We start from the raw sequence: 16,852 nt of genomic DNA, 5'->3' as shown, positions 1-16,852 counted from the left end.
CGTCCCTCCCGGACCTGCGAAAGCGGGAAGCGCTGAAATGGGAGCGCTCCCATCGATGCGTTGCAGCATGTGCGAGGAACAGAGCCGCGTCAAGGGATCTGACAAGGGAGCGCTCCCGGGCCCGGGAGCGGGCGGATGTAGTTGAATGGGCCCGACACGTGGGACCGGCCCACGGGTGGTGTCCCGCCGCACGGCGGCGAGTCGGCCGCCCGGCAGGTGGCGGACCGGGCACCCGCAGGGCACGGGAACAAGGAGGACGCGTCCATGCCAGCAGCCCGCGCGGACGGCGCCGGGAAATCCGGGCCGACCCTGGAACAGGTCGCCGCGCGTGCGGGCGTGGGGCGGGGAACCGCCTCCCGCGTCATCAACGGCTCCCCCCGGGTCAGCGAACGCACCCGCAGCGCGGTCCAGGCCGCCGTGGCGGAACTGGGCTACGTCCCCAACCGCGCCGCGCGGGCACTGGCGGCCGGAAGCATGGACGCCGTCGCGCTCGTCGTCCCGGAACAGGAGAACCGCCTGTTCGCCGAGCCCTACTTCTCCGAGATCCTGCGCGGGGTCAGCGCCGAACTCGGCGACACGGACATGCAGCTCCTGCTCACCCTCATCCGCGACCAGCGCGGACGCGAGCGCTTCGCCCAGTACGCCGCGGCGCACCGGGTGGACGGCGTCCTGCTGGTGTCCGTGCACGGCGACGACCCGCTGCCCGACCTGCTGCGGGAGGTCGGCATGCCCGCGGTGCTCGGCGGCCGCCGCTCCCATGCCGAGCAGCTGCCCTACGTGGACTCCGACAACCTCCTCGGCGCCCAGCTCGCCGTCGAGCACCTGCTCGGCCGCGGGCGGCGGAAGGTCGCCACCGTCACCGGGCCACCGGACATCTACGGGGCCCGCTGCCGCCTGGCGGGCTACCACGCGGCGCTCCGCGCGGCCGGGCTGGAGAGCGCGCCGCCGGACGCGGACGACGGCGGCTTTCCCGCGGACGGCCCCCTGGTCGTGCAGGGCGACTTCACCGAGGAGGGCGGTCACCGCGCCATGCGGGAACTGCTGGCCCGCGACCCCGAGGTGGACGCGGTCTTCTGCGCCTCGGACGTGATGGCCGCCGGAGCCCGGCTTGCACTGCGCGAAGCCGGGCGAAAGGTCCCCGAGGACGTGGCCCTCGTCGGGTTCGACGACTCGGCCGTCGCGCGGCACATGGATCCGCCGCTGACCACCGTGCGGCAGCCCATCGAAGAGATGGGGCGCGCCATGGTCCGGATGCTGCTCGACCTGATGGCACGTGCCCGGGAGGACCCCCCGCGGACCCCGTCCGGCACCGCCGGTGCCGAGCAGCAGCCCCGCCTGGTGCTCCCCACCGAGCTGGTCCGGCGCAGCTCCTCCTGAACCCCCGCCGCGGTGGGGCGGTGTCCGGCCACCGCCCCACCGCAGGCCCGGGGCGAACCGTTCACCGAGCGGAGTGACGCACACCGGTGTCCGGGCCGACCGGTAGGCTCGCGGCCGTGCCCGCGCCACCGATACTCCGCGACGTCTTCCACGCTCTGCGCGACGAGCTGGGCGTGGAGGACGACGGCGTCACCTTCGACGACGGCCCGCAGCCCCTGCAGCGCCTCGACGTCATGTTCTACCGTGCGGGCGGTCCGGCCGCGACGACGGCCCTGGCCACGGTCGGTATGTCGGCCCACCCCATGCCGCCACGGGACGGAGGGCCGGGCGGCCGCGCCGAACTGCGGTTGTTCCGGCGCGGACCGCTGGAGCGGGATGTCGAACAGCGCCTGGCCGTGCGGCTCGCGAACCTGGCCGCCTACCCGTGGACGCGCGGCCAACCGCTCGGCTGGGGCGAACTGGTCGGTTTCGAGGACGAGATCCCCGCCTTCCCCGGCTGCCGCAGCGTCTTCCTGGCCGGCCCCTGGACGCGGGAACAGCGCGCCGCCGTGGAGACCCGCGTGGAGCCGGTGCGCCTCGTCAACGCCGTGCCGATCAGCCCGGCCGAACACGCACGAGCGCGCACCACCCGCCCCGAGACGTTCTTCAGCGGTCTGCTCGACAGCCGCGACATCTTCGCACCGCCCGGAGCCGGCCGCCCGGCTCCGGCCCCCCGCAGTGGACAGGGCTGACACCGCGGGAAGTCCGGCAGCTCGCCTGGTTCGCGCTCGCTCGCGCATCTGGCCGCTCGGCGCCCGGCCCCGCATCGTCACCGGGGTGTCACACGGCGTGGCGCGCTGACGGCCCGCTCGGCGCCGCCGCCCTGGTCCCCCGAGTTGTGGGCCCGGCGGACCGGACCCACCATCGGTGGAGAACGCCGAACCCGGCGAGGAGGTGGCGATGACAGAGCTGACGACGTCGCACAGCCGCGGCGCGTGGCCCCGGCTCCGGGTGGCGGACTGGACCGGGACGCGGGACACCCTCCATATGTGGACCCAGATCATCGGCAAGATCCGCCTGGCCCACGCGCCCCTGGTCAACCACTGGTGGCAGGTGACGCTCTACGTCACCCCCAGCGGCCTCACGACCTCCACGATCCCGCACGGCACCGGAGCGTTCGACATCGAATTCGACTTCGTCGAGCACTCCCTGCGGATCCGCACGAGCGACGGAGCCACGCGCCGGGTGCGCCTGGAGGCGAAACCGGTCGCGCAGTTCTACGAGGAGACCATGCGGGCCCTGCACGAGGTGGGAGTCCGCACGCCGATCCAGCCCCGCCCCAACGAGGTGGAGCAGGCGATCCCGTTCCCCGAGGACACCGTGCACGCGTCCTACGACCCGGAAGCCGCCCAGCTCTACTGGCGCCAGCTCCTCCAGGCGCAGCGCGTCCTGGGGGAGTTCCGCTCGCGGTTCGTGGGCAAGGTCAGCCCCGTGCACTTCTTCTGGGGTGCCATGGATCTGGCCTGCACCCGGTTCTCGGGCCGTTCGGCCCCGCCCCACCCGGGTGGCGCGCCGCACTGCGGGGACTGGGTGATGCTGGAGGGCTACTCACGGGAGTTGAGCAGTTGCGGCTTCTGGCCCGGCGGCGGTGAGGAAGGGGCGTTCTACGCCTACGCCTACCCTGAGCCGGACGGCTTCCGGGACCATCCCGTACTTCCCGGCGGCGCCTTCTACAGCGAGCAGAACGGCCAGTTCCTGCTCCCGTACGAGGTGGTCCGCACCGACCCCGAGCCCGACCGGGCGCTGACCGACTTCCTGCAGACCACCTACGAGGCGGCGGCCGTGCACGGCGACTGGAATCGCGCCGAACTCGAGGACGATCCGCACCGCTGGGACGCGCAGGAGCGGTCGATGTCCATGGAGGGGCGGTCCGGCTGACCCGCAGTCCGGTGCCGTGCAGCAGCTCCCGTCCGGCGCGGAGGAACCGCCAGGTGCCCCCGCGCCGGACGGGTTCCATCTGCGCTGCAGTTCGCCGCCGTCCCGGCGGCATCCGGCGCTTCTCCGCGCTACCCCGCTCCGGTGCGGGCTGCCGGCGGAATGCCGGTCAGCGCGCGGGAATGCCGGCCATCGCGGGCAGCCCGTACCGCAACCGCAGCCGGGGCCGGTACGGTTCCGGCCGGTGCGGCTGGGCTTCGGGGCAGGACGTACGCCGGGCGCAGGATGCTCAGCCGGCGAGCGGGGGCTCCCCGCCGGAGTCCGCGTCGGACGACTGCGGCGCGTCGGCTCCGTGGAACTCCGGGTCGATGGCGTTGGCCGCGCCGAGCGCGGTGAGGATCCAGGCGTCTTCCCGCGTCCGGAGCCGTGCCGCCTCCCGGTGCGCCAGTGCGGCCTCCAGCTCGTCCAGCGCGGTGTCCAGCCTGGCGCTGTCCTTGCCTACCGATGCGTCGCGCACGCGCTGCCGAGCTTCCTGCACACCTGCGTCGGCGTCCGCGTACAGGGTGTCGAGCTCGGATTGTTTCGGGTCAGACATATGTCCAGCGTACGCGCCGCCGTTCGGGGCCGACGCACGGCCACGGCTGACGCCGTCCGCACCCCCATGCTTCGCCCGATCGCACCCCCGTGCCGGGACGCGGATGCCCCGCGGAGCGGGTCGCGGAGCGGGTCGCGGAGCGGGTCGCGACGCGGCCCGCCGCCTCGGTACGGAAGGCGGAACTTCACGGCGCCGCCCCGGCCTGCCGCCTGGCAGCGGGCGGTGCGCATGACCCGACCGGCCGTCGGGACCCGGGATGCGGGTCCCCGATGACGGGTCGTGCGGGGGAGCGGACGGTCAGGCCGTCTGCGGCGTCCTCTCGTCCTTGAGCATGCTCCGCACCTCTTCGCGCAGCTCCGGGGTGTCGGTGTGGCCGTGGACGGAGGCCGCGTGTTCGGCCGCTGCCCGGACCACCTCGTCCTCCTCCCCGGCGATGGTGAGGGTGCAGTTCGACTCGCTCGGGTAATCCCTGCAGTCCGCAACCTTGCGCATCACAGGCACCTTCCTTCGATCCGGGTGCCGGATACCTCTCGTCTCCAGCGTCGCGCGGCGGACCGCGGCAGGCAAACCCCTTCGGTACCGGGCGTCCGCGGGTGACGGCCCGGCCTCGCGGACGCGACGGGGGCGGAACGGTGCCTCACGGCTGCGGAGTGCGTGCCGTGTAGACCGTGTTGGCCGAGGTGCCGCCCAGCACCGGGTTGTCGAACCGGACGGTGTGCGCCTCGGCGTCCTGGAAGACCTCACCCAGCGCGGAGAGGAAGCGCTCGTCCGGCGGGTCGTCGGACCACAGCGCGAACACCCCGCCGGGGTGCAGGTGGCGGGCCAGCCGGCGCAGTCCGGCAGGCTCGTACAGCGCCGCGTTGCCCGGCCGCAGCACATGCCGCGGGGAGTGGTCGATGTCCAGCAGGACGGCGTGGAAGCGCCGGTGCGCGGAGTCGGGGTCGAAGCCCCGCGGGTCCTCGGCGAGCGCGAAGAAGTCACCGTGCACCAGGCGGCACCGGGTGTCCGGGACCAGTCGGGCGCTCGCCGGCACCAGTCCCCGCTCGTGCCATCCGATCACCGGCTCGAGCGCCTCGACCACCAGGAGTGAGCGCACCCGCGGGTCCTGGAACGCGGCCTCGGCCGTCCAGCCCAGACCGAGTCCGCCCACGACGACGTCCAGCGGGTCCCCGGACGCCGCGGCCAGGCCGAGCCGGGCGAGTGCCACCTCTCCTTCGGTGAAGAGACTGGACATGAGGAAGTCGTCATCGAGCTTGACCTCGTACACGTCCGCCCCGGAGGACGGGTCACGGCGCCGCCGCAGACTGATCTCCCCCAGGTCCGTCGGCTGCCAGTCGAGCTCTTCGAATCGCGCGCTCATCGGGCAAACCTATCCCCGCGCGGAGGGCGGATCGAGATCATCCGGCGCCCTGGGATACGATGTACGGGCGCGCGGCACGCCGCCGCAGAGCCCTGAGACCGTCCACGAAGGCTGTGGCCGGTGAGGACCCCACAGACTTCCGGGCCGCCCAGCGACGGTCCGACCGACCGGTGACGGTGCAGGAAGCCGTCCCTGCCCTCCCCGAAGTCCCTCCCGAACCGCCTCCGGTGCAGCAGGCCCGAGCTTCGGCCGTCAGCCCTCCCGGGGGCGCTGTGCTGTGCGGAGCGCGCCCGGTGCAGCAGGGGCGCGCGGGGGACCGCGCGGGGAAGCCGGCTCGATCAGCACGGGGCCTCCCGCCACGCGCCCTTCCGCATCGGAGTCGACCACGCACGTACGACGCGTACGGCCCGGCCGTGCGCCTGAACGGAAACGGATGCATGTCCGCTGAAACGCCCACGGCCACCGGCCCACGCCCGTCCCTGCCGCGGATCCGCCGACCCGACTTCCTCGAATCGCCGAAGGTGCTGCGCACCGAGGTGCTGGCCGGACTGGTCGTCGCACTGGCGCTGATCCCGGAGGCGATCTCCTTCTCGATCATCGCCGGGGTCGATCCCAGCGTCGGCCTCTACGCGGCCTGCACGATGGCCGTCGTCATCAGCTTCGTCGGCGGCCGCAAGGCGATGATCTCCGCGGCCACCGGTGCGGTGGCGCTCGTGGTCGCCCCGCTCAACCACCAGTACGGGCTGGGCTATCTCGTCGCCGCCGTCATCCTCGGCGGGATCTTCCAGGTGGTCCTGGGCTCACTCGGGGTCGCGAAGCTGATGCGCTTCGTGCCGCGGAGCGTCATGGTCGGGTTCGTCAACGCGCTGGCCGTCATGATCTTCATGGCGCAGGTGCCGGAGATGACCGGGGTGCCCTGGGCGGTCTATCCGCTGATCGCCGCCGGTCTGGCCATGATGGTGCTCTTCCCGAGGATCACGAAGGTGGTCCCGGCCCCGCTGGTCGCGATCGTCATCCTCACGGTCGTGACCCTCGCCGCCGGGATCGCCGTCCCCACGGTCGGGGACAAGGGGGAGCTGCCCTCCTCGCTGCCCGTGCCCGGTCTGCCCGACGTGCCCTTCACCCTGCACACGCTGACCGTCATCGCGCCCTACGCGCTGGCACTGGCGCTGGTGGGCCTGATGGAGTCGCTGATGACCGCCAAGCTGGTGGACGACATCACCGACACCCACTCCAACAAGTCCCGCGAGTCGGTGGGGCAGGGCATCGCCAACATCGTCACGGGCTTCTTCGGCGGGATGGGCGGCTGCGCCATGATCGGCCAGACGATGATCAATGTGAAGGCGTCGGGGGCCCGGACCCGGCTGTCCACCTTCCTGGCCGGTGCCTTCCTGCTGGTCCTGTGCCTGGTCTTCGGACCGATCGTCTCGGACATCCCGATGGCCGCACTGGTGGCGGTGATGGTCCTGGTCTCGGTCGGCACCTTCGACTGGCACTCCGTGCTGCCCAGGACGCTCAAGCGGATGCCGGTCGCGGAGACCGTGGTGATGGTGGTGACCGTGATCGTGGTGATCGCCACCCACAACCTGGCCATCGGTGTGGTGGTCGGCTCGGTCGTGGCCATGATCGCCTTTGCGCGGCGCGTCGCCCACCTGGTCAACGTCTCCAGCGTGACGGACCCCGACGGGACACAGGCGGTCTACTCGGTCACCGGAGAGCTCTTCTTCGCCTCCTCCAACGACCTCGTCTACCAGTTCGACTACAAGAACGATCCCGACGACATCGTCATCGACCTGTCCGGAGCGCACATCTGGGACGCCTCCTCCGTCGCCGCACTGGACGGGATACAGACCAAGTACGCCGGATACGGCAAGAAGGTCACCATCACCGGCCTGAACGAGCACAGCGCCGACATGCACGAGCGTCTCGCCGGGCAGCTCACCGAGGCCCACTGACCGCCGCCGGGCGCCCCGTGGCGGGCGCCCGGCGACCGGACCCCGCGTGAGGACGCGCCCATCCGCCCTGATGAAATGCATATCGTGACAGGTGCGGCAGAAAAGTGGTCATCGGATACGGCGCCCTTTGTCGCCTCCTACGCGGCGATCGGGGACAGTTTCACCGAAGGGGTCGGCGACCCCGGGAGCGACGGAGTGTTCGTCGGCTGGGCCGACCGGCTCGCCGTGCTCCTGGCGGAACGGGACCCGAGCGCCTTCCGCTACGCCAATCTGGCCGTGCGCGGCCGCCTGCTGGACCAGATCGTCACCGAACAGGTGCCCCGGGCCGCGGAACTCGCCCCTGATCTGGTGACGTTCTGCGCGGGAGGGAACGACGTCCTGCGTCCCGGCTCCGACCCGGACGCCCTCGCCGCCCGGTACGAGTCCGCGCTGGCCGACCTCCTCCCGTCCGTCGGCACCGTGGTGGTCTGCACGGGCTTCGACACCCGCGAGTTCCCCCTGCTGCGCCATCTGCGCGGCAGGATCGCGACGTACAACGGGCACCTGCGCGCGATCGCCGACCGGCACGGCTGCCCGGTGCTCGACCTGTGGTCGCTGCGGGCGGTCCAGGACCGCAGGGCGTGGGACGAGGACCGCCTGCACCTCTCTCCCGAGGGGCACCGTCGGGTCGCTGCGCGGTGCGCCGAAGTGCTGGGCCTCCATCCGCCCACCGGCTCCGACGCGCCCTGGCCGGAGGCCGTGGCCGCGCCCGGCTCGCGGCGGGACGACCTGTACTGGGCCCGCCAGTACCTGTTGCCGTGGATCGGGCGCCGGCTGCGCGGCGAGTCCTCCGGTGATCATGTCCAGGCCAAGCGGCCCGATCTGCTCCCGCTGCACGCCTCGGACCGGTAGCCCGCGTCCGCTGTGGCGGGAGAGGCGGGAGAGGCGGGAGAGGCGGGAGAGCGGCGGGTGTGCGGATCAGCGCACCGGGTCAGAGGTGGAGTACGGGACACCGGGGTACTCCTGTGTTCCGGTACGCACCTGTACCCACCGGGAACGAGCGAAAGGGAGCGGTGACCATGACCAACGGCGACTCTGACGCCGAGACGATGCACGCGATGACCTACGACCGGTTCGGCGGTCCGGAGGTGTTGTCGGCGACGCGGCAGCCGCTGCCCAAGGTCGGACCGGGGGAGGTGCTGGTCCGGGTGCGCTGCGCGGCGGTCAACCCCGTCGACTGGAAGATCATGGCGGGCGGCCTGCAGGGCATGATGGACACCGTCTTCCCCGTCGTACCGGGCTGGGACGTGGCGGGCGTCGTCGAGCGGGTCGGCATCGACGCGCCCGAGTTCTCCGTCGGCGACGAGGTGATGGCCTACGCCCGCAAGGACTACGTGCACGGCGGCACGTTCGCCGAGTTCGTCTCCGTGCCGGTGCGCTGCCTGGCCCGCCGCCCGAGCACGCTGTCCTGGCAGCAGGCGGCGGGCCTGCCGCTGGCCGGACTCACGGCATACCAGACACTCACCCGGCTCGGCACCCGTGAAGGCGAGACGGTGCTGATCCACAACGCGGCCGGGGGAGTGGGCTCGCTCGGGGTGCAGATCGCCCTGGCGCTCGGCGCCCGCGTCATCGGCACGGCCTCTCCTGCCAACCACGACCGGCTGCGTGCGCTCGGAGCCGAGCCGGTCGCCTACGGCGACGGCCTCACCGAGCGGATCAGGGCCGTCGCGCCGGAGGGCGCCGACGTGGTCGCCGACTTCGTCGGCGGCGTCCTGGACACCACGCTGAGCGTCCTGGCGGACGGCGGCAGGCACGCCTCCATCGCGGACAACACGGTGCTGGAGAAGGGCGGCCAGTGGATGTGGGTACGCCCCAGCGGCGACGATCTGGCGGTCCTGGCCGGGTGGGCCGACGAGGGCCGGGTGTCGGTGCGGGTGGCCGATGTGTTCCCGCTGGCCCGGCTGGCCGACGCATTCGAACTCAGCCGGTCCGGCCATGTGCACGGGAAGATCATCGTGACGCCGTGACGCCGTGACGCCGTGACGCCGTGACGCCGTGACGCCGTGACGCCGTGACGCCGTGACGCCGTGACGCCGTGACGCCTCGGCGTCTCTTCGGGGACGGGGCCGGTGGACAGGCGTCTCCGTCGGGTGCCCGTCCCCCCGGGGGCGCCGATGTTCCCGGTGGCACCGGCCGGGCTCGGCCGCGGCAGAAACACCGGGCCGGGTCGGGCTCGGCCGCGGCAGGGCCACCGGCGCCGGCCGCGTCTCCGTCTCCGTCTTCGTCTTCGTCTTCGTCTTCGACAATGATCGGCGACGTCCGCCGCCGCCCGGTCGAGGCCACGCGCACCGGCCGGAGCCCGTCCCCCCTCCGCACCTGCTCCCTGTGGTCAATTGCGCGGCGGTCGCACCTGGTCGGGGGCGGTAGGACGGCAATAGCCGCAATCGGTTCCGTGTGCCACGGTGGCCCTCATGGAGGGGCGAGAGCACGACCGCGCGCACGATCACCACCACGGACACGGATCCGGCGGACATCACCACGGGCACGGACCCGACGACCACCACCATCACGGGCACGGCTCCCGTCGGCGCGACCGAGGGGACCACCCCGGACCCGGCGCCGGAGACCGGCACGCACCGGCCGCCTCCCGTGCGGTCCGGTGGCGGCACCGCTGGACCCACCTGCTCACCCCGCACAGCCACGAGGCGGCGGACAAGGTGGACGCGGCGCTGGAGACCTCCCGGGAAGGGATGCGCGCCCTGTGGATCTCGCTCGCCGTCCTCGGAGCGACCGCCGTCGCCCAGGCGGTGATCGTGGCTCTGTCCGGATCGGTGGCGCTGCTGGGCGACACACTCCACAACGCCGCCGACGCGCTGACCGCGGTGCCGCTCGGTGTCGCCTTCGTCCTCGGGCGGCGGGCGGCGAACCGGCGCTACACCTACGGCTACGGACGGGCCGAGGACCTCGCGGGCATCGCCATCGTCCTCACGATCGCGGCGTCGGCCGTGCTGGCGGCGTGGACGGCGGTGGACCGGCTGCTCCACCCCCGCGAGGTCAGCCATTTGTGGGCGGTCGCCGCGGCGGCGCTGGTGGGCTGCGCCGGAAACGAGTGGGTCGCCCGCTACCGCATCCGCACCGGACGCCGGATCGGCTCGGCCGCACTGGTCGCGGACGGTCTGCACGCCCGCGCCGACGGCCTCACCTCCCTGGCCGTGCTGCTGGGCGCGGGGGGCGCCGCCGCCGGGTGGCAGTCGGCCGATCCGGTCGTCGGTCTGCTGATCACGGTCGGCATCCTGGTCGTGCTGCGGGACGCGGCCCGCGAGGTCTACCGGCGGCTGATGGACTCCGTCGACCCCGCGCACGTCGCCGCCGCCGAGGCGGCGCTGCGCGCGGTGTCCGGGGTCCGCGGCGTCGGTCAGGTGCGGATGCGCTGGATCGGCCATGTGCTGCGCGCCGAGGCCGATATCGTCGTCGACGCGCACCTGACGATCGTGGGAGCGCACCGCCTGGCGGTGCAGGCCGAGCATGCCCTGATCCACGCGGTGCCCCGGCTCACGGCCGCCACGGTGCACATCGACCACACCCCGCTCGGCGCCGACCCGCACGCCGAACTCGCCCACCACACCCACCGCCGGACCCCGGCGGGGAAGGAATCCGCACGTGCGTGAGGAGCCGACACCCCCTGTGCCACGGAGCCCCGCCCGCGGTACCCCGGTCTTCGAGCAGTTCACCGCCCCGGAGCAGGTCGGTCCGGTGCTGCGCGAAGCGCTCGCCGCGTGCTGGACGGACGTCAGCAACGCCGGGGGAGCCGCGGGCTTCCCCTACCCGCCGGTCGACCGCTCCGACACCGTGCCCGCGCTGGAGCGGATCATCGACGCGTTGGCTCCGCGCAGTTGCCGGCTGCTGACCGTCGTCCAGGACGGCGAACCGGTGGGATGGCTCAACCTGCGACGCGATCTGTTCGAACTGATCGCGCACTGGGGGACGCTGCACCATGTGCAGACCCATCCGAAGGTGCAGGGGCAGGGCTACGGCGCGGCGCTGGTCCAGGAGGCGCGCCGGGTCGCCCGCGACGAGATGGGGCTGGAGCAGCTCCGACTCGCCGCCCGTGCCGGGGTCGGCCTGGAGGACTTCTACGGGCGCCTCGGGTGGCGGGAGATCGGCCGCTGGCCCGGTGCCCTCCGGCTCGCCGACGGTGACGACCGGGACGAGATCCTGATGCATCTCTCCGCGCTCTAGCCCCGGCTCCGGCCCCGCTGCAGCCCTCTTGCGGCCCCGGCCGGAGCCGCCGCTGCAGCACCCCGTGGCTGTGCCGAGGAGCCGCGGGGCAGCGGGCACCACGATGGCCGAGAAGAGGCGTGATGACCGTCACACACTGGTTGCCTGCGGCTACCACCTTGTAGCGTCACGCGCAGGTGCACACCGATGCGCCTGTGTGAACAGGCAGGCCGGAAAGCTCTCTTGGTGCGTAGGAGGTACCTCCGTGACGGCGGATCAGCAGTGGGACATCGTCTCCGGCGTGGGCGTGACGGCCCTGGCGGTCGCGGCCGGGCGAGCGGTCGAGACCGCCCGCCCCGACGCGCTGATCGACGATCCGTACGCGGCCGCCTTCGTGCGGGCCGCGCCCTCCACGGTGCCGTTTCCGCTCACGCCCGAGGAACTGCGGGAGCGGTCGGGGCCGGAGGAGCAGTGGGCGCTGATGAACGCGTATCTGGGCGTGCGCTCCCGGGTCTTCGACGACTTCCTCCTCGGGGCCGCGCGCGAGGGCGTGCACCAGGTCGTCCTTCTCGCCTCCGGCCTCGACACCCGGCCCTACCGGCTGGAGTGGCCCGAAGGCACCCGTTCCTTCGAACTCGACCAGCCGCTGGTGCTCGACTTCAAGCAGACCGTGCTGGCGCAGGAGGGCGCGCGGCCGGACTGCCGGCACACCCCGGTGCCGGTGGACCTGCGCGAGGACTGGGCCACCGCACTGGACAGTGCGGGATTCCAGGCGTCCCGGCCCACCGTGTGGCTGGCCGAAGGGCTGCTGCCGTATCTGCCGCCCGACGCCGAGGAGCGGCTGTTCACGGAGATCGACCGGCTCTCGGCTGCCGGCAGTCGCGTCGCCGTCGAGTACATCCTCGATGTGGGCACCGAGTTGAGCGACTCGCTGCTGCGCGACGGCGGCTCCGAACTGGGCATCGACCTGCCCGCGTTGCTGCCCGACGGGGAGCGGCGCGGTCTGGCGGAGCAACTCTCCGCGCTCGGCTGGGAGTACGAGAGCCGCTCGGCGCACGAGTCCGCACGCCTGCACGGCCGCCCGCTGGACCCCGCCCCGCCGGCGGCGGAGAAGGTACGGCACGTCTTCGCCCGCCGTCCCTGAACGCACCGCGGCGCCGGAACGGGGCGCCTCCCCGGATGAGGGCGCCCCCGGCGCCGGGGTCCGGACCGACCACTCGGCGCCATCCCATCGGGTGCGCGGTGACCGCACATCCCCGGTACTCGCGTTGCGGGCCGGGGAACTTCTTGGCTAGGCTCCGGATTTCTGTGTGTGCACACAGAAAAAGCCCTCCGTAGAGGGCTGTCGACCAAGAATGAGATTACCGGGCAGGGAGCCGTTTTGTCAAACCGGGGAAGTGCGGAACTGCAGCACGAGCAGGAGTACCTCGACCGCCTCTACACGCGGGTCGACGCACTGCGCGGGCGGACCGCCTCGGCCGTCCGGGAGGCGCAGCAGCCGGAGGGCAGCACCCAGCAGGCGCGCGTCGAGCGGGATGTGCGGGTCGCGGAGCGCTCCGGGCTGCTGGCCGCGCTGAATGCCGTGGACGGCTCCCTGTGCTTCGGGCGGATCGACCGCACCGACGGAGCGTCGTACCACATCGGCCGCATCGGAATCCGCGAGGACGACACCGAACGCACACCGGTCCTCATCGACTGGCGCGCCCCGGTGGCCCGTCCCTTCTATCTGGCCACCGGCCACACCACCATGGGTCTGCGCAGACGGCGGCACCTCACCACCCGGGGCCGCACCGTCACCGAGATCCACGACGAACTGCTCGATCTCGGGGACGAGGAGCGCACCGGGCACGAGGACCCCACCGGCGACGCCGTCCTGCTCGCCTCGCTCGACGCGGCCCGCACCGGCCGGATGAACGACATCGTGCGCACCATCCAGGCCGAGCAGGACCGCATCATCCGGGCACCGCACCGCGGTGTGCTCGTCGTCGAGGGCGGCCCCGGCACCGGCAAGACCGCCGTCGCGCTGCACCGGGCCGCGTTCCTGCTCTACGAGCACCGCGAGTCGCTCGCCAGGCGGGCCGTGCTGATCGTCGGCCCCAACCCGGCGTTCCTCGCCTACATCGGCGAGGTGCTGCCCTCACTCGGCGAGACCGGCGTACTGCTGTCCACCCTCGGCGAGTTGTACCCCGGCCTGACCGCGCAGGGCACCGACACCCCCCGCGCTGCCGTGGTCAAGGGCCGCGAGGAGATGGCGGAGGCCCTGCGGCGCGCCGTCCGCGACCGCCAGCAGGTGCCCGAACCGGGCGAGCCCCTCGTCGTGCCGCACGACGACGGCGACCTGGTCATCGACTGGCACCTGGCCGACGAGGCCCGGGAGGCCGCCCGCGCCGCTGGGCTGCAGCACAACCTGGCCCGCCCGCACTTCGCCTTCCGGGTGCTGGACGCGCTCACCGCGCAACTGGTCGAACGGATCGGCACCGACCCCTACGGCGGCCCCAACCTGCTGGGCGCCGACGACGTCGCGCAGCTCGGCAAGGCGATCGCCGCCAACCCGGACGTGCACGCGGCGATCGCGGACCTGTGGCCCGAGCTCACCCCCGAGGAGTTCGTCGCCGACTATCTGGCCGACCCCGTGTACCTGGACGAGCGCGACGCCGAGGCGATCCGCCGCCCGGCCACCGAGCCGGCGGACTGGACCGCCGCGGATGTGCCGCTGCTCGACGAGGCCGCCGAGCTGCTGGGTGTGGACGACAGCGCACAGCGGGCGGCGGCCGAGGCCGGACGCCAGGAGCGCATCGCCTACGCGGAGGGAGTGCTGGAGGTCGCCCGCGGCTCGGAGTCGTACGAGTTCGAGGACGCCGAGTCGGAGATCCTCGGCGCGCACGACGTCATCGACGCCGAGCGGATGGCCGAGCGCCACGAGGAGGCCGACCACCGCACCGCCGCGGAGCGCGCCGCCGCCGACCGTACCTGGGCCTTCGGGCACATCGTCGTGGACGAGGCACAGGAGCTCTCCCCGATGGCCTGGCGGCTGCTGATGCGCCGCTGCCCGACCCGCTCCATGACCCTGGTCGGCGACCCGGTGCAGACCGGGGAGGAGGCCGGTGTCGGCTCCTGGGACGGGATCCTCCGCCCCTACCTCGGGGACCGCTGGGAGCACACCCGGCTCGGAGTCAACTACCGCACCCCGGCCGAGATCATGGAACTCGCGGCTGCCGTCGTACGCGCCCGGCACCCCGGATTCGCGCCGCCGTCCTCCGTCCGCTCCACGGGCACCCGCCCCTGGGCCCGGCAGGTGCCGGTGGGGGAGCTGCCCGCTGCGGTCGCCGCTTCGGCGGCAGCGCGGATCCCCGAGGAGGGGCGCCTCGCGGTGATCGCCCCACGCCGCCTGCACGAGGCGCTCGCGGCCCGGCTGCCCGGGGTCGTCGCGGGCGGTGAGCCGGACCTCACCCGGCATCTGGTGCTCCTCGGCCCCCGGCAGGCCAAGGGCCTGGAGTTCGACCGGGTCCTGGTCGTCGAGCCCGGCGAGTTCGGCACCAGTGACCTGTATGTCGCGCTGACCCGGGCCACGCAGAGCCTCGGACTGCTGCACGCGGCACCCCTGCCCGCGCCGCTGGCCGAGGTGCTGGCCGGCGAGGAAGCAGCGGGCCCGGCCTGACCCCGGGGGGCCGGGCGGGCCCGTGGCGGTGACCCCACCGCCGTGACGGTGTGTACCCGCGCGGCAGCACGTCGCACCCGCCATGCACCGGAGCGCATACCCCGCCGCGTGACCTGGCTCTCGCGGATGCTCGAATACCGCTGTGCCGGAGGGCGCGCAAGACCTCCGGCACGGGGTGTGAGGCAGGGCACACCGAAGAGCGCTGCGGGCCGTCCGGGGTGACAAGTACGCTACGGAAGATTTTCCGGAACTTGTCCCCCCGGTCGGCGCCCCGTGCACCGGCCGTGATCTTCCCGAGGACGCCGCGTGGATTCGCTCAACTCCCTCATCCTCGACGTCAACGACGTCTTCTGGACCTACCTCCTCATCCCCCTGGTGGTAGGTGCCGCGCTGTACTTCACGCTCCGTTCCCGAGGGGTGCAGCTCCGGCTGCTGCCCGAGATGGTGCGGGTGCTCGGTGACAAAGCGCAGCCGGGGCCGGACGGCCGCAAGCAGGTGTCGTCCTTCGGGGCCTTCACCATCTCCGCCGCGGCCCGGGTGGGCACCGGCAACGTCGCGGGCGTGGCCGCGGCCATCACCGCCGGCGGGGCCGGCGCCGTCTTCTGGATGTGGGTGATGGCGCTGCTGGGCGCCTCGTCCGCGTTCGTGGAGGCGTCTCTGGCGCAGCTGTACAAGGTGCGCAACCGGGACAAGGACGGCAACGAGTCCGGCACCTACCGGGGCGGTCCCGCGTACTACATGCAGCGCGGCCTCAACAAGCGCTGGCTGGGCGTGGTCTTCGCGGTCGTCATCACGCTGACCTTCAGCTTCGTCTTCAACGCGGTGCAGTCCAACACCATCGCCTCGGTCACCAAGGGCTCCTTCGGCGACGACTTCCCCGCGGCCGGCGCCGGCATCGCCGTCATGGTGCTGCTGGGCCTGGTGATCTTCGGCGGCGTCCGGCGCATCGCGACGGTGACCCAGCTCGTCGTCCCCGTGATGGCCGTGATCTACCTGCTGCTGGGCCTCGCGGTGGTGATCCTCAACATCTCCGACGTGCCGCGGGTCTTCGCGGACATCGTGGGCGGTGCCTTCGGCTTCCGCGAGGTCGCCGGCGGCGCGATCGGTGCGGCGATCCAGCAGGGCATCCGGCGCGGCATGTTCTCCAACGAGGCCGGCCTGGGCTCGGCGCCCAACGCCGCCGCGACGGCCGAGGTCTCGCACCCCGTCAAGCAGGGTCTGGTGCAGACCCTCGGGGTCTTCTTCGACACGCTGCTGATCTGCTCGATGACCGCCTTCGTCATCCTCACCACCAACCCCTCGCTGTCCGAGCGCGGCGGTGCGGACCTGACGCAGTCCGCCCTGGAGGACTCCCTCGGCGGCTGGGCCGGGCACGTGCTGACGCTGGTCGTCTTCCTGCTCGCCTTCTCCACCCTGATCGGCAACTACTACTACGGCGAGTCCAACCTTCAGTTCATGACGGGCGCCAAGGGCCGCCGCTGGGTGCTGCCGGCCTTCCGCATCCTGGTGCTGGGCGCCGTGTTCGCGGGCGCGCTCGGCTCGGTGGACGTGGTCTGGAACCTCGCGGACGTCTTCATGGGCAGTATGGCGCTGGTCAACCTGGTGGCGATCCTGCCGCTGTCGGCCATCGCGTGGAAGCTGCTGGACGACTACCGCGCCCAGCGCCGCCAGGGCCTGGACCCGACATTCGTCCGGGACCGGCTGCCGGAGCTCCCCGGCGAGATCGAGTGCTGGGAGGGCGAGCGGGCCGCCGCTGCGGAGACCGCCAAGGCTTCCGCCGAGGAGCGCTGAGCCGC

The 16,852-nt window shown here is 72.8% G+C and carries 14 protein-coding genes; 11 read left to right on the top strand and 3 right to left on the bottom strand.

Going from position 1 to position 16,852, the window contains the following annotated elements; translation table 11 throughout:
- Positions 1–264: 264 nt before the first annotated feature.
- The 3 genes from BMX65_RS08710 (at position 265) to BMX65_RS08700 (ending at position 3,294) form a co-directional block, all read left to right on the top strand.
- Positions 265–1,377, top strand: a complete 1,113-nt coding sequence (locus BMX65_RS08710) for a LacI family DNA-binding transcriptional regulator (protein ID WP_074999581.1) — start codon at positions 265–267, stop codon at positions 1,375–1,377.
- 116 nt (positions 1,378–1,493) lie between these two features.
- Positions 1,494–2,108 carry a suppressor of fused domain protein gene (locus BMX65_RS08705; RefSeq protein ID WP_143081825.1) on the top strand — a complete coding sequence of 205 codons (615 nt, stop codon included), beginning with the start codon at positions 1,494–1,496 and terminating at the stop codon, positions 2,106–2,108.
- A gap of 208 nt (positions 2,109–2,316) precedes the next feature.
- A complete protein-coding gene (locus BMX65_RS08700) occupies positions 2,317–3,294 on the top strand; it encodes a DUF5996 family protein (RefSeq protein WP_074999812.1) in 978 nt (325 codons plus the stop codon).
- 286 nt (positions 3,295–3,580) lie between these two features.
- Here BMX65_RS08700 and BMX65_RS08695 read toward each other — a convergent pair whose 3' ends face one another.
- The 3 genes from BMX65_RS08695 to BMX65_RS08685 form a co-directional block, all read right to left on the bottom strand.
- Positions 3,581–3,886 carry a hypothetical protein gene (locus tag BMX65_RS08695; protein WP_239501897.1) on the bottom strand — a complete coding sequence of 102 codons (306 nt, stop codon included), beginning with the start codon at positions 3,884–3,886 and terminating at the stop codon, positions 3,581–3,583.
- A 297-nt stretch (positions 3,887–4,183) separates the two neighbouring features.
- Positions 4,184–4,378 (bottom strand): DUF1059 domain-containing protein, encoded by a 195-nt coding sequence (locus BMX65_RS08690; protein WP_074999811.1) that lies wholly within the window; start codon positions 4,376–4,378, stop codon positions 4,184–4,186.
- Between the two features lie 145 nt (positions 4,379–4,523).
- On the bottom strand, positions 4,524–5,246 hold the full coding sequence (locus BMX65_RS08685; protein ID WP_074999578.1) for a spermidine synthase family protein: 723 nt from the start codon (positions 5,244–5,246) through the stop codon (positions 4,524–4,526).
- Positions 5,247–5,683: 437 nt separating this feature from the next.
- Here BMX65_RS08685 and BMX65_RS08680 point away from each other — a divergent pair, with 437 nt between their 5' ends.
- The 8 genes from BMX65_RS08680 to BMX65_RS08645 all read left to right on the top strand — a co-directional run bounded on the left by BMX65_RS08680 (position 5,684) and on the right by BMX65_RS08645 (position 16,847).
- A complete protein-coding gene (locus BMX65_RS08680) occupies positions 5,684–7,201 on the top strand; it encodes a SulP family inorganic anion transporter (protein WP_074999577.1) in 1,518 nt (505 codons plus the stop codon).
- 75 nt (positions 7,202–7,276) lie between these two features.
- Complete coding sequence (locus tag BMX65_RS08675) at positions 7,277–8,092, top strand: SGNH/GDSL hydrolase family protein (RefSeq protein ID WP_074999576.1); 816 nt, start codon at positions 7,277–7,279, stop codon at positions 8,090–8,092.
- 197 nt (positions 8,093–8,289) lie between these two features.
- Positions 8,290–9,207: an NADP-dependent oxidoreductase gene (locus BMX65_RS08670; RefSeq protein ID WP_177214225.1), complete on the top strand. Its 918-nt coding sequence runs from the start codon at positions 8,290–8,292 to the stop codon at positions 9,205–9,207.
- 444 nt (positions 9,208–9,651) lie between these two features.
- The gene (locus BMX65_RS08665; protein WP_074999574.1) at positions 9,652–10,848 is read left to right on the top strand and encodes a cation diffusion facilitator family transporter; all 1,197 of its coding nucleotides are present in this window, start codon (positions 9,652–9,654) and stop codon (positions 10,846–10,848) included.
- 16 nt (positions 10,849–10,864) lie between these two features.
- Positions 10,865–11,419, top strand: a complete 555-nt coding sequence (locus BMX65_RS08660; RefSeq protein WP_074999573.1) for a GNAT family N-acetyltransferase — start codon at positions 10,865–10,867, stop codon at positions 11,417–11,419.
- Between the two features lie 244 nt (positions 11,420–11,663).
- Positions 11,664–12,542, top strand: coding sequence for an SAM-dependent methyltransferase (locus BMX65_RS08655; protein ID WP_074999572.1), 879 nt, complete (start codon positions 11,664–11,666; stop codon positions 12,540–12,542).
- Between the two features lie 261 nt (positions 12,543–12,803).
- Complete coding sequence (locus BMX65_RS08650; RefSeq protein WP_074999810.1) at positions 12,804–15,056, top strand: HelD family protein; 2,253 nt, start codon at positions 12,804–12,806, stop codon at positions 15,054–15,056.
- Positions 15,057–15,362: 306 nt separating this feature from the next.
- A complete protein-coding gene (locus BMX65_RS08645; RefSeq protein WP_074999571.1) occupies positions 15,363–16,847 on the top strand; it encodes an alanine/glycine:cation symporter family protein in 1,485 nt (494 codons plus the stop codon).
- The last annotated feature ends 5 nt before the right edge of the window (positions 16,848–16,852 follow it).

It is taken from the genome of Streptomyces qinglanensis (assembly GCF_900111245.1).
Classification (GTDB): Bacteria; Actinomycetota; Actinomycetes; order Streptomycetales; family Streptomycetaceae; genus Streptomyces; species Streptomyces qinglanensis.
Note: the sequence above shows the minus strand (reverse complement) of the source record. Positions and strands in the feature narration are given on the sequence as shown.

What these genes read in the sequence shown, in the direction of transcription:
- BMX65_RS08710 (WP_074999581.1), top strand. Translation starts at nt 265, where the DNA reads ATGCCAGCAGCCCGCGCGGACGGCGCCGGGAAATCCGGGCCGACCCTG.
- BMX65_RS08700 (WP_074999812.1), top strand. Translation starts at nt 2,317, where the DNA reads ATGACAGAGCTGACGACGTCGCACAGCCGCGGCGCGTGGCCCCGGCTC.
- BMX65_RS08695 (WP_239501897.1), bottom strand. Translation starts at nt 3,886, where the DNA reads ATGTCTGACCCGAAACAATCCGAGCTCGACACCCTGTACGCGGACGCC.
- BMX65_RS08690 (WP_074999811.1), bottom strand. Translation starts at nt 4,378, where the DNA reads ATGCGCAAGGTTGCGGACTGCAGGGATTACCCGAGCGAGTCGAACTGC.
- BMX65_RS08685 (WP_074999578.1), bottom strand. Translation starts at nt 5,246, where the DNA reads ATGAGCGCGCGATTCGAAGAGCTCGACTGGCAGCCGACGGACCTGGGG.
- BMX65_RS08680 (WP_074999577.1), top strand. Translation starts at nt 5,684, where the DNA reads ATGTCCGCTGAAACGCCCACGGCCACCGGCCCACGCCCGTCCCTGCCG.
- BMX65_RS08675 (WP_074999576.1), top strand. Translation starts at nt 7,277, where the DNA reads ATGCATATCGTGACAGGTGCGGCAGAAAAGTGGTCATCGGATACGGCG.
- BMX65_RS08670 (WP_177214225.1), top strand. Translation starts at nt 8,290, where the DNA reads ATGCACGCGATGACCTACGACCGGTTCGGCGGTCCGGAGGTGTTGTCG.
- BMX65_RS08665 (WP_074999574.1), top strand. Translation starts at nt 9,652, where the DNA reads ATGGAGGGGCGAGAGCACGACCGCGCGCACGATCACCACCACGGACAC.